The following is a 12242-nucleotide window of genomic DNA, read 5'->3' on the forward strand; positions in this document are numbered from 1 at the left end:
TCCACTGTTTTGTTATAGAAAACAGAAAATCGCTATGCCACAGCCTCGGCAGGCCATCGCGTAGCGATTTTGTTCAATCCCAGTTTGACAATTTCATATCCATACACACAAAGCAGTTAGTCTTAGGATTGACTGCTTTTTAAAAAGACACCATTTAGGTGTAATGATGTCTTTTGGGTGTTATTTTATAGGTCATATCAAGGCTCATTCAATCGTGGTAAATTCGTGGTAAAATGAGTTTTTTCTATACTTCAAAATACTTGAAAGTATAGTGTTTATGCGGATAATCGAAAATTAGATATAAAATTTCAATTAATAATCTGATACTGTCCAGGGATGGACAGGGACATGAAGTTATTGTAAAGGGCTGCGGAATTGCCTTTCAGAAAAAGAAAGGACAGCAAGTGGAGGAGTCCAGGATCGAGAAGATCTTTACTGCGGAAAATGCCCAGATCAGCAAGGAGATACAGGGTTATCTGACTGCTATTCCGGAAAAATATCTGGATTTTGTGGAAGCTTTTGTAAATGAAGTGAAGGAAAAAGAGGGGATGAAATTAAATGACAGTATTTATTTTTCCCTTAGCGACCATATCATGGGTGCGATCTCCAGACTTGAAAACGGGATCCGCCTTCAGAATATGCTGCTTCTGGATATCAAGCAGCTTTATCATAAGGAATATGAGATCGGCTTGGAATTACTGAAAAAGGTAAATGAGATGTTCGAGGTAGATCTTTCTGCAGACGAAGCAGGATTTTTTGCATTGCATTTTGTGAATGCGGAAGATGGCGGCAAGACGGACAGCTATCAGATTTCCATTATCGTACATCAGATCCTGGACATCGTGGAGAAGTATTATGACAATATGGAATTTCAAGAGGATAATCTGTATTATCAGCGGTTTCTCACGCATCTGAAATATTTTGCCCAGAGATTCCTTCATAAAGAGCTTCACTATGATGAGAATCAGGAGCTTTTCAAGATCATCAAGGAGCAGTACAGAGAAGCTTACGGCTGTGTAAAAATGATCTATCTTATGATGGAAGAGGAATATAAGTACGCTATGACTGAGGATGAAATGCTGTATCTGACGATTCATATCCAGAAGATCACAGAAGACCATAAACGTCTGAAAAATCTGTGAAAAGAGATTGTTTTATAAATTAGGTGTTAATGGATTGTTACTGAAATACGTGCCATGTGCGTATCTTTTCAGGCAAGACCTTTAATATAAATTTCAATATTTATTATTAAAGGAGGTCCCCAAATGAAAAAGGACTATGCAAAAACTGCAGACACACTGATTGCAGCGCTGGGCGGAAAAGATAATATCACCCGTCTGTTCCACTGCATGACAAGGCTTCGTTTCTATGTGAAAGACAGATCGAAGATCAACGAGAAAGAGATCTTAAAGCTTTCTGAGATCTCCGGCGTTAACTGGCATGAAGATCAGTTCCAGGTTATCGCAGGAAACGAAGTAAACGCTGTTTACAAGGCATTGGAAGACAAAGGCGTTCCTACCGATGATGCACCGGCAGCGAACTCTGACAGCTCAAAGAGTGTTGTTTCAAAAGTTATCGATGCCATCACCGGATGTATGACCCCGATGATCCCTGCCCTGACTGCAGCCGGTATGATCAAAGTTGTACTTACCCTGCTGACAACTTTTCATCTGGTATCAGAAACAAGCAGTACCTACCAGGTGATCAGTTTTATCGGAGATGTTACTTTCTACTTCATGCCGTTCCTGATCGCAGCAAATGCTGCCAAGGTTTTCCGCGTGAACCAGTCACTGGCACTGTTTATTGCCGGTGTTTACTTAAGCCCTACCTTTGTAACTATGGTAGCCGGTGATGCGGCCATCACACTGTTTGGTCTGCCGATCACAAAAGCAACTTATTCTTATTCCGTTATTCCGGTTATCCTGATGGTATGGATCACACATTATATTGAGATTCTGGTTGATAAGATCACACCGAAAATGGTAAAACTGATCCTGAACCCGACACTGGTAATTCTGATCAGTGCACCGATCGCCCTGATCGTAGTTGGACCGATCGGAACAATTATTGGTAACGGACTTGCGGTAGCCATCAACTTCCTGTCCGTAAAACTTGGTTTCATTATTGTAGGTATCCTTGCAGCAACCTTCCCGTTCATCGTTATGACCGGTATGCACCATGCGCTGACACCGATCGGACTGAATGCCATTGCAACCGGTGGTACCGATACGCTGATCTTTGTATCTCAGGTATGCTCTAACCTTGCACAGTCCGGAGCTTCTCTTGCAGTAGCTGTAAGATCCAAGGACAGCAACATGAAACAGCTGGCAAGTGCAGCCGGTGTTTCCGCTCTTATGGGTATCACAGAGCCTGCTCTGTATGGTGTTACACTGAAACTGAAAAGACCGGTTGTAGCAGCTTCTATCGCAGCCGGAATCGGTGGTATCGTAGGAGGACTTCTTCAGGTTTCTCTTTACATTGCACAGAATTGTATCATGGCGATCCCGGCGTTTATCGGCGAGAAGGGATTAATCAATCTGATTTATGGAATCATTATGATCGTGGTATCTTTTGTAGCTGCTTTTGTTCTTACGCTTATCTTCGGATTTGAGGATGTAAAGGCTGAGACAGAGGATGAAGTACAGAACACAGATACAGAAAAACAGCCGGCACAGCAGAACGCTCCGCTTGTAGATAAGATCGAGCTTTGTGCACCGGTAGCAGGAACTGTAAAAGCACTTTCCGATGTTCCGGATAAAACTTTTGCGGATAAGGTTTTAGGTGACGGAGCAGCAATCGTTCCATCAGAAGGAAAGGTTTATGCACCGGCAGATGGTACGGTGGCAAATATCATGGACAGCAAACATGGAATCATGTTTGTGACAGAAAGTGGAGCAGAAATTCTGATCCACATCGGACTTGATACTGTAAATTTAAATGGTAAATATTTTAAATCCCATGTTTCTGATGGAGATAAGGTAAAAAAAGGAAAGCTTCTTGTGGAATTCGATATGGATGCCATTAAGAAAGAAGGATATGATCTGATCACACCGGTTGTTGTGACCAATATTTCTGATTATATCAAAGCAGTATGCATGGAAAAAGAAGATGCAGCTGTAAATGCAGGAGATAAATTCCTGACTATTGTATAAGAATAACAACGAAACATCAGGCGGAGATAACAGATCCGCCTGATGTTTGTAAAAAGGAGAAAATTAAAATATGAAAAATTATAACCGTATGCCGGAAAACTTTCTCTGGGGCGGAGCAACCGCTGCAAACCAGTATGAAGGCGGTTGGGATGAGGATGGCAGAGGCCCGTCCATTGCAGATATCCTGACAGGAGGAAGTGTGGATAAGGAACGTCGTCTTACACCGCCGGCACCGTTACCGGAAGAATTTTATCCCAATCACCAGGCGACTGATTTTTATCATCACTGGAAAGAGGATATTGCTCTTTTTGCAGAGATGGGATTTAAGGTATATCGTTTTTCTATTTCTTGGTCCAGAGTGTTCCCAAATGGGGATGAGGAAACTCCAAATGAGGAAGGCCTTAAGTTCTACGACAATGTGATCGACGAACTGAGAAAATATAACATTGAGCCGCTGATAACGATCTCTCATTATGAGAATCCCCTTCATCTTTCTCTGGAGTATGGCGGATGGAAAAATCGTAAGATGATCGATTTCTATCTTCGATTTGCAAAGGTTTTATTTGAGAGATATAAAGGTAAGGTAAAATACTGGCTGACTTTTAATGAGATCAATATGCTGACGCAGGACTTTGGTGCGGTATTCTGTGCAGGAATGCTGGACCCGAAGGATGTATGTGAGCAGAGCCGTTATCAGGCAATGCATCACCAGCTGGTAGCAAGTGCACTTGCAGTTTCCATGGCTCATGAGATCGATCCGGAGTTTATGCTTGGTTGTATGCTTGCTTATCACAATGGTTATCCATATACTTGCCATCCGGATGATATCTTATATGCACAGCAGTTTGGGCAGATCCACAATTCCATTGCCGGTGATGTTCATGTAAGAGGATATTATCCGGGATTTGCAGCGAGATACTTTGAGGAGCACGGAATCCAGCTGGAGGTTCTTCAGGAGGATAAAGAGATCCTCAAGAAGGGTACGGTGGACTTTTTCACCATCAGCTATTATTCCAGTAGCTGTGTCAGCGTGACAAAGGACGGAGAGAAAACGGCCGGAAATGGAAGTGACAATCTGAAAAATCCATATCTGAAAGCTTCCGACTGGGGCTGGCAGATCGATGCAACTGGTCTTCGCTATGTTCTGAACCAGATCTATGACCGCTATCAGATTCCGATCATGATCGTGGAAAATGGTCTTGGGGCCGTGGATCAGCTGACAGAGGATGGAAAGATTCACGATGATTACCGTATTGAATATATGCGCCGCCATATAGAGCAGATGAAGGAAGCAATCCATGACGGAGTAGATCTGATCGGCTACACCTGCTGGGGCTGTACAGATCTTGTCAGTGCCTCCACTGGAGAATTCAAGAAGCGTTATGGTCTTATCTATGTAAATAAAAATGATGACGGGACCGGAGACTTTTCTAGAATCCGCAAAGATTCTTTTTACTGGTACAAAAAAGTGATTGAATCCTGCGGGGAAGAGCTTTAACTGAATCAACTGCGAAGCAGTTATCTGGTGTAGAATTATGTAGCGAATGCGGTTGCTTTTATCCGGTTGACGACAAAATCCTGGAGTATGACAATGTACTCCGGGATTTTTTTGGAAGGTTGACTTTTACACGGTAAAGTGTAATACTTATTGTAAGTGACGAATGTGAGGAGTGTTTTTTATGCCGGATGAAAAAGTACTGCAGGTAGCGATACTTATATGGGGATGTGTATTTTGTGCCATAGCTGCATTATGTATATTTCTGAGCAGTAATTATGACAGGGAAAAGCGTCGGTATCTTATCCTAATGGAGAGTTTTGCTTCCCTGTTATTGCTGATGGATGCCATGGTGTATATTTTCAACGGATATCCCGGAGTTCCGGGCAGTGTGATGGTCCGTATCTCGAGTTTTCTCGTATTCCTTTTAAGTGACGTAGTCCTGCTGTGTTTTCACATTTATGTGTGTGTTTATCTGTTTTCGAAGAGGGAGCGGAGAACATTAAAAAGAGTAAAAGCCGGATATGTTATTGCTGCCGCAGGGGCTGTTTTTGTGGTGATCTCGCAGTTTACTCACTGGTATTATTACATAGATGTGGATAATTATTACCATCGGGCACCGTTATATATTATGTCAATTCTTCTTCCGGTAGCAGGTATGTTCATTGATTTTACACTTTTGCTCCAGTACAAAAAGAGAGTCAGCAGGAAGCTCCTGTTCTCTATGCTGTCATGCATTGTACTTCCGGCAGTGGCGGCAGCTGTGCAGGCATTCAGGTATGGAATGTCGCTGATCGATTTTTCTGTTGGTATTTCCATGATCATTATGTTTATCGTGACGATGACGGAGCTGAATCAGGAAATGTATCAGCTGATAAGCAGAGAGGGCAAGATAAAGGAAAGACTTGAGATCGCAACGATACTGAATAAATGCATTGCTGAGCTGATATCAGGAGAAGATGAAGATGCGGCAATCTCCAATCTGCTGCGTATTATCAGTGGGTATTTTGACGGAGACCGCAGTTATATTGTTCAGATCGATGAAAAGAGGAATGTCTGTACAAATACCTATGAGTATGCCATGAACGGAGTGACTGCTGAGAAGGATAATCTTCAGGAGGTTCCCATGGAAATGCTGGATATCTGGATGGACAGCTTCCGGAAAAATGGTCTGTATTATATTCCGGATATTGAGGAGGAGCAGGGGCAGCCGTATTATGAGACTCTGAAGATGCAGGACATTACCAGGCTGCTGGCCGTTCCTTTAAACAGTGACGGAAAGATCATAGGATTTCTCGGGGTAGATAATCCGAGGTTGCATTATGAGGATCATACGCTGCTGTCATCCATACAGTACTTTTTAACGGACAGCCTGAAAGCCAAGGAGCGTAAGGCGCGTCTGCAGTACATGAGCTACCGTGATATGCTGACGACCTTGTATAACAGGAACAGGTATATTCAGGTTCTGGAAGGCATGCAGGCAAAAACAGTGATAAAAACAGGAGTAGCATATATTGATATCAATGGTCTGAAACGGGTGAATGATCTTTACGGACATGAGGCTGGAGACAGGCTGATCATAAATACAGCGCGTTCCATGCTTGCGATTCTACCGGAAAATGCTTACCGGGTAGGTGGCGATGAATTTGTACTCATCTGTTTTGATATGGATGAGAAGATTTTTCGGAGTAAGGTTCGGGATATCTGTGATAGCATTGCTGCCAAAAGGATCAGTGTTTCTGTTGGCGTTGTTTGGGAGGAAAGCTCTTCGGAGCTTGAGACAATGCTGAGAAGAGCAGATGATCTTATGTATGCGGAAAAAAAGAAATATTATGAAAAGCATGGAACGATGTGAAGGTATGCAGCAGAGTGTAAGAGGAGGTCAGAAGAAAATTCTGATAATGCTGTGCCCGGTATTTTTATACCGGGCATTTCGTTTGTGCTAAAAGAAACGCCGGAATAAAAATATCGGACGAAATTTTGAAAAATTTTCTGTAACATTTTTGAGATCAGTGCGTCTTATAAGTGAGAAGGGAGGAAAGAGAAAAAACGATGAACATAGAGGAACTTTACCGGACATATTTTGACATTGTATATCGGTATATCCGTTCTATCTCACAGGATGGATCGCTGGCTGAGGAAGTGACACAGGAGACATTTTGTAAAGCTCTGGAAAAGATAGATCAGTTCCGGGGTGACTGTGATGTGCGTGTGTGGCTCTGCCAGATCGCAAAGAATACGTTGTACGATCATCTGAAAAAACAGAAGAAGCAACTTCTCGGGGATGAGAAGCTGGAAAAAACAGAAAACGCTGGCGGAGAGCTTCTGGAGGAAAAGCTGGCGCAGCGGAGCCAGGCTATGGAAATCCACAAGGTTCTGCATAGACTTTCGGAACCGTACAAAGAAGTTTTTTCCCTGCGGACCCTCGGAGAGCTGACCTTCCGTGAGATTGGAATGCTTTTGGGAAAAAGTGAAAACTGGGCGAGGGTGACTTATTACCGTGCAAGAGTAAAGATCAGAGAGGAGCTGGAGCAATGAGGATCACATGTGATGTAATACAGGATCTGATGCCATCTTATGTGGACGGCATTTTAAGTGAAGACAGTCAGGCGTTGGTAAAAGAGCATATGGAAGCTTGTAAGGAATGCAGAAAAATGTTGGAGATTATGAAAGAGGAGCAGGGAAAAGAGCAGGCTCAAATGAGACCATCTGCAGCCTCCGGAGCACGACACAGAGCTGGTGAAACGGAAAATATCGGAAGCGCAGCCGCGCTGAAAAAAATCCGGAAAAAATTAATAATACGCAGAGTGCTGACAGCAGCAGTGGCAGTTATCCTGACACTTATCGCTGCGGCAGCAGGCTACAACCACTGGTATTTCAACGAAAAATACATGACCCTGGAAAATAGCGGAATGTACGTAAAAAATAATAGATTGTATTCTTCCAATAATCTCATCAATCGAATGAAAGTACAGTACACAGAAGATGGAAAAACAGAGTTCGTCTACGCCATTGACGCGCCATATGCAGGAACTCTGGAACTGAAAGGCGATGACATGCTGCTTCAGGATTTTTCCAAAAAGACAGAGGAAGTATCACCGGAAGACGACAGCACCCCGGAAACGGTGAAGGAAGTTTATTACATGAGTGAGGTGGCCGGAAAGAAGAGCCTGGAATTAACAGAGCTGGAAGCAAAGGGAGATCTGGATGCAGCGGAGAAAATTGTGGATGAGATGAAACAGGAATCGAAGCTGATATGGTCGGAACAAGAGGATAGAAATACCGCATCGTCTATGTTAAAATAAAACCTGGACAGTACAGTGAAAAAGTTCTATAAAAATTCTGTGCTGTAGGCAAAAAAACAGACAGCAGTGAATTTACGTATTTACTGCCGAAGAACAGGGGGACATAAGATGTTATTTGTATGCTATCCAAAATGCAGTACCTGCAAAAAGGCTCAGAAATGGCTGGATGAGAGTGGCGCAGAATATACGTTGCGTGATATTAAGACGGACAATCCAACTGCAGAGGAACTGAAAGCCTGGTGGGAAAAAAGCGGTCTTCCGCTGAAGCGTTTCTTCAATACCAGTGGAAATATTTATAAAGAGATGAAACTGAAAGATAAACTTCCGGAGATGAGTGAGGAAGAGCAGCTTGCGCTTCTTGCAACAGACGGGATGCTTGTGAAACGACCAATCCTTGTTGGGAAAGACAAGGTGCTGGTGGGCGCTAAAGAAAAAGAATGGGAAGAGTATCTGAAATCATGAAAAAGAAACTGAATTATGCGGATATCGTTAAGGAAACCGTGATCCTCACCGTGGCAGTGGCGATCATCGCAGCAGCGGTATATTTTTTTCTGGTGCCAAGCCATACGTCGGTCAGCAGTATTTCCGGTCTTGGAATCGTGCTTTCCAATTTTGTGCCGCTGCAGCTGTCGGCGATTACCATGATCCTGAATGTGGTATTGCTGATCATTGGATTTTTTACCTGTGGAAGAGAGTTTGGAGTTAAGACGGTTTATACCAGTGTAATGCTGCCGTTGTTTCTGGGATTGTTTGAGATCATTTTTCCAAATTTCGGTTCCATGACAGACAGCCAGGAACTGGATGTTCTGTGTTATATTCTGGTAGTGAGTGTGGGACTTAGCATTCTTTTTAACAGGAATGCATCCTCAGGCGGACTGGATATCGTAGCGAAGATCATGAATAAGTATCTCCACATGGAACTTGGAAAAGCCATGTCTCTTTCCGGTATGTGCGTGGCACTTTCCGCGGCGCTTGTGTATGATAAAAAGACGGTGGTCTTAAGTATTCTGGGAACGTATTTTAACGGAATCGTTCTGGATCATTTTATTTTTGACAATAATATCAAGCGGCGTGTCTGCATCATCACGAAAAAGGAAGAGGAGCTGAGGCAGTTTATCATTCACGACCTGCACAGCGGAGCCACGATTTATGAGGCCATCGGAGCCTATAACATGGAAAAACGCCGTGAGATCATCACCATCGTAGATAAAGGTGAATATCAGAAGCTGATGAAGTTTATAAACCAGGAGGACCCGAAAGCGTTTATCACGGTTTATAATGTATCGAATATGCGGTATCAGCCGAAGAAATAAGAATATTTTGCTGGAATAAAAAAAATCCCGGGACAAAACGCCCGGGAATTTTTTTGCCATATTTTACAGGAAAATATATTTCAGGATAAACAGCACTGCCAGTACATACATCAGAGCGCTGATCTTCTTTTCTTTTGCCTTACCTGTGATCAGGTTGATGGCTACGTATGTGATAATTCCCATGGAGATACCTTCGGAAATGCTGTAGAAGAACGGCATTGCGATGATACATACATAACATGGGATCGCCTCGGACATATCGCTGAAATCAATGCTGATAACATTGCTGAGCATGTACAATCCGACGATCACCAGAGCCGGAGCTGTGGCAAAGGACGGGATCGCCAGGAAGATCGGAGACAGGAACAGGGACAGGCCAAATAAGATGGCAGTTGTCACTGCGGTAAGTCCGGTTCTTCCGCCTTCGGATACACCGGAAGCACTTTCTACGAAGGTAGTGGTTGTGGATGTACCAAGAACTGCACCGGCAGTTGTTGCAACTGCATCTGCAAGAAGTGCGCCCTTGATGTTAGGAAGCTTGCCATTTTCATCCAGCATGCCTGCTTTAGAAGAGACACCAACGAGAGTTCCAAGAGTATCAAAAAGATCTACAAATAAAAATGCAAACAGGATAACAAGGAAATCCAGTGAGAAAACTCCGTCAAACTGCAGCTTCGCAAAGATCGGAGCAAGGCTCGGGATGGAGAGTCCGTTGCTGAAATCCGGGAGCAGGCTGTAGAAGCCGATCTCCGGGTTCGGAACATAAAGTCCGGCGAACTGACAGATGATTCCAAGTCCCCATGTGATCAGGATACCCCAGAGGATGTTTCCCTTTACATTCTTAACAACCAGGATTCCAGTTACGATGATACCGATCAGAGCCAGGATAACGGTGATTCCCACATTGTTGAAGGAAGCCTCTACACCCTTGGCTGCGTTGTAGCCATCTACAGAGAAAAGCTGCAGCAGAGTGGAGCCGCCGATCACGATATTGGCATTCTGTAATCCTACAAATGCGATGAAAAGACCGATACCAACGCTGACTGCGGATTTCAGGTTCAGAGGGATCGCATTGAAGATCGCTTCACGTACATTGGTAAGTGAAAGAACGATAAATACGATACCTTCTGCAAAAACTGCGGTCAGTGCATACTGCCAGCTGTATCCCATACCGATAACAACTGTATAGGCAAAGTATGCGTTCAGACCCATTCCGGGTGCCAGTGCGAACGGGTAGTTGGCGAAGATTGCCATCAGCAATGTTCCCAGGAAGGCTGCCAGTGCGGTAGCTGTGAATACAGCTCCGGAATCCATGCCGGTTGCGGACAGGATGTTCGGGTTAACTGCCAGGATATACGCCATTGTCATGAAGGTGGTGATACCTGCCAGAACTTCTGTTTTGGCGTCCGTTTTATTTGCGGACAGCTTGAAGATTTTTTCTAACATATTTCTTTCCCTTTCTTAAATATGTTTTTGGACAACATGTCTATTTTATCATATAAAAATTTCGTATGCAATCGTTAGTGCTTAACAGATATTGTTATGTAAGGTAATTTTTTGCAAAATACTTTTACAAGCAGGTAATTTGTGTGTAAAATACAGAAAAGAGAGTATTCGATTTACAGACGGGTTTATTTTGCAATGAAAGGGGGATGGATAATGTCTGAGAAAAAACTGCGGAATATTACAGATGTGCTTTGCTTTCTGATGATCCTTGGGTACGTGATGTATCTTGTGGCCACCTGGGGAAATCTGCCGGAGAGGGTGCCGATCCATTTTAATGCGCATGGGATCCCGGACCGGTATGGGAAGAAGGGCAGCCTTCTTCTGGAGCCGATTTTGGGGCTGCTGATCCTGGCACTTCTGATGTTCTGTCAGAGATTTCCACAGTGGTGGAATTATCCGGTTGAGGTGACAGAGGAAAACAGAGAGCATATCTTTGAGATTGCGTCAAAAATGATGTCTGTGATCAAGCTGTTATCCATTGGAGTATGTCTTGATGCCGGGATCAGCGGGAATCTGGGAACGGCACCTATGTGGCCGGTGTGGATACTGATCACAGGGATTTTCGTGACATTGATCCTGGGGATCCGGGGGATATATAAGGCTGGTAAAGAAACTGGCATGGATGAGGATGATAAATCGTGAAGCGGTTGCGTTTGTGATCATGCAGAAGAGTGGAAGGGAAATGTTCGATTTATTGTACTGAATATGGATGGAACCAGCGAAAGCGGATCGCGAATATCCGCTTGGCGAAATTATAATAAAAACAGGAAAGGAATCTCAGGAACATATGGCAGATACAAGAACAGATGAGCTTTACAGAGCGCTTCAGGATAAGGGCTATCCCGATGAGCTGTGCCGGGAAATTGCCTATAAACATATGAATACCGATTACACAGCTACACGGATGCTGGGGTATTTATACAGGGTGACAAGTCCTAGAGTGGAGGATGTGATCGATGAGATGCTGGCGATCTTAAGTGACCGGGAAGCCATCATCCGGAAAAAAGAGCTGGAGCACGCCCAGGCTACGATCAACAGCGTGTATCGGGAGGGTTTGTAACGGAAATCCCGGAGCTGTGCCAGTGCTGGCGGATCAGAAGCTTCATCCTTTAAGGAAAATCAGGAGATCATGGCTCTGGAGCATCATCTCCTTCCGCAGAAATTCATCATTGATAACTACATCAATATGAACGCACACTTTAATTTTATCCGTTTCTTTTAAACAGTATTGTTATTACGGTAGTGATTACTCTGATCGTAATTTATGCAAGTAATTGAAGATGGACAAAATAGTAATTGTATTAACTGATAAACCATAGTATAATACAAATATGAACACAACATATAAATCAAACAACAATGTCGTCTATTCCTGTAAATACCATGTAGTATGGTGTCCAAAGTATAGACGAAAAGTATTAATTAACGGTGTGGACGTCCGGCTGAAGGAGCTGCTCACAGAGTATGCTGC

At 43.6% G+C, this 12242-nt stretch carries 12 protein-coding genes; 11 read left to right on the forward strand and 1 reads right to left on the reverse strand.

Features of this window, described 5'->3' with window-relative positions; genetic code table 11:
• The first annotated feature begins 326 nt into the window (after positions 1–326).
• From EAI83_RS16355 to EAI83_RS16390, 8 genes are all read left to right on the forward strand, one after another.
• On the forward strand, positions 327–1142 hold the full coding sequence (locus EAI83_RS16355; protein WP_243113538.1) for a PRD domain-containing protein: 816 nt from the start codon (positions 327–329) through the stop codon (positions 1140–1142).
• Positions 1143–1265: 123 nt separating this feature from the next.
• On the forward strand, positions 1266–3152 hold the full coding sequence (locus tag EAI83_RS16360; protein WP_021650624.1) for a beta-glucoside-specific PTS transporter subunit IIABC: 1887 nt from the start codon (positions 1266–1268) through the stop codon (positions 3150–3152).
• A 70-nt stretch (positions 3153–3222) separates the two neighbouring features.
• The gene (locus EAI83_RS16365) at positions 3223–4650 is read left to right on the forward strand and encodes a glycoside hydrolase family 1 protein (protein WP_059086639.1); all 1428 of its coding nucleotides are present in this window, start codon (positions 3223–3225) and stop codon (positions 4648–4650) included.
• 181 nt (positions 4651–4831) lie between these two features.
• Positions 4832–6502, forward strand: a complete 1671-nt coding sequence (locus EAI83_RS16370) for a sensor domain-containing diguanylate cyclase (protein ID WP_129976188.1) — start codon at positions 4832–4834, stop codon at positions 6500–6502.
• A 197-nt stretch (positions 6503–6699) separates the two neighbouring features.
• On the forward strand, positions 6700–7185 hold the full coding sequence (locus tag EAI83_RS16375) for an RNA polymerase sigma factor (RefSeq protein ID WP_129976190.1): 486 nt from the start codon (positions 6700–6702) through the stop codon (positions 7183–7185).
• Positions 7182–7952: a zf-HC2 domain-containing protein gene (locus tag EAI83_RS16380; protein WP_129976192.1), complete on the forward strand. Its 771-nt coding sequence runs from the start codon at positions 7182–7184 to the stop codon at positions 7950–7952. The genes EAI83_RS16375 and EAI83_RS16380 overlap by 4 nt, the downstream gene beginning before the upstream one ends.
• Before the next feature lie 108 nt (positions 7953–8060).
• The gene (locus EAI83_RS16385; protein ID WP_015526336.1) at positions 8061–8414 is read left to right on the forward strand and encodes an arsenate reductase family protein; all 354 of its coding nucleotides are present in this window, start codon (positions 8061–8063) and stop codon (positions 8412–8414) included.
• A complete protein-coding gene (locus EAI83_RS16390) occupies positions 8411–9265 on the forward strand; it encodes a YitT family protein (RefSeq protein ID WP_015526335.1) in 855 nt (284 codons plus the stop codon). The genes EAI83_RS16385 and EAI83_RS16390 overlap by 4 nt, the downstream gene beginning before the upstream one ends.
• 63 nt (positions 9266–9328) lie before the next feature.
• Here the strand turns inward: EAI83_RS16390 and EAI83_RS16395 are convergent, their stop codons facing one another.
• The gene (locus tag EAI83_RS16395; protein WP_015526334.1) at positions 9329–10711 is read right to left on the reverse strand and encodes an NCS2 family permease; all 1383 of its coding nucleotides are present in this window, start codon (positions 10709–10711) and stop codon (positions 9329–9331) included.
• Between the two features lie 213 nt (positions 10712–10924).
• On the opposite strand from EAI83_RS16395, the gene EAI83_RS16400 reads away from it, so the two are divergent.
• From EAI83_RS16400 to EAI83_RS16415, 3 genes are all read left to right on the forward strand, one after another.
• Complete coding sequence (locus tag EAI83_RS16400; protein ID WP_059086644.1) at positions 10925–11413, forward strand: DUF1648 domain-containing protein; 489 nt, start codon at positions 10925–10927, stop codon at positions 11411–11413.
• Between the two features lie 145 nt (positions 11414–11558).
• Complete coding sequence (locus EAI83_RS16405) at positions 11559–11831, forward strand: hypothetical protein (protein WP_118512776.1); 273 nt, start codon at positions 11559–11561, stop codon at positions 11829–11831.
• A gap of 271 nt (positions 11832–12102) precedes the next feature.
• Positions 12103–12242, forward strand: a 140-nt coding sequence (locus EAI83_RS16415; RefSeq protein WP_192925806.1) for a transposase, incomplete at its 3' end; no start/stop codon positions are given.

The sequence above is a fragment of the Blautia sp. aa_0143 genome (assembly GCF_004167315.1).
Classification (GTDB): domain Bacteria; phylum Bacillota; class Clostridia; order Lachnospirales; family Lachnospiraceae; genus Blautia_A; species Blautia_A fusiformis.

What these genes read in the sequence shown, in the direction of transcription:
- EAI83_RS16360 (WP_021650624.1), top strand. Translation starts at nt 1,266, where the DNA reads ATGAAAAAGGACTATGCAAAAACTGCAGACACACTGATTGCAGCGCTG.
- EAI83_RS16365 (WP_059086639.1), top strand. Translation starts at nt 3,223, where the DNA reads ATGAAAAATTATAACCGTATGCCGGAAAACTTTCTCTGGGGCGGAGCA.
- EAI83_RS16370 (WP_129976188.1), top strand. Translation starts at nt 4,832, where the DNA reads ATGCCGGATGAAAAAGTACTGCAGGTAGCGATACTTATATGGGGATGT.
- EAI83_RS16375 (WP_129976190.1), top strand. Translation starts at nt 6,700, where the DNA reads ATGAACATAGAGGAACTTTACCGGACATATTTTGACATTGTATATCGG.
- EAI83_RS16380 (WP_129976192.1), top strand. Translation starts at nt 7,182, where the DNA reads ATGAGGATCACATGTGATGTAATACAGGATCTGATGCCATCTTATGTG.
- EAI83_RS16385 (WP_015526336.1), top strand. Translation starts at nt 8,061, where the DNA reads ATGTTATTTGTATGCTATCCAAAATGCAGTACCTGCAAAAAGGCTCAG.
- EAI83_RS16390 (WP_015526335.1), top strand. Translation starts at nt 8,411, where the DNA reads ATGAAAAAGAAACTGAATTATGCGGATATCGTTAAGGAAACCGTGATC.
- EAI83_RS16395 (WP_015526334.1), bottom strand. Translation starts at nt 10,711, where the DNA reads ATGTTAGAAAAAATCTTCAAGCTGTCCGCAAATAAAACGGACGCCAAA.
- EAI83_RS16400 (WP_059086644.1), top strand. Translation starts at nt 10,925, where the DNA reads ATGTCTGAGAAAAAACTGCGGAATATTACAGATGTGCTTTGCTTTCTG.
- EAI83_RS16405 (WP_118512776.1), top strand. Translation starts at nt 11,559, where the DNA reads ATGGCAGATACAAGAACAGATGAGCTTTACAGAGCGCTTCAGGATAAG.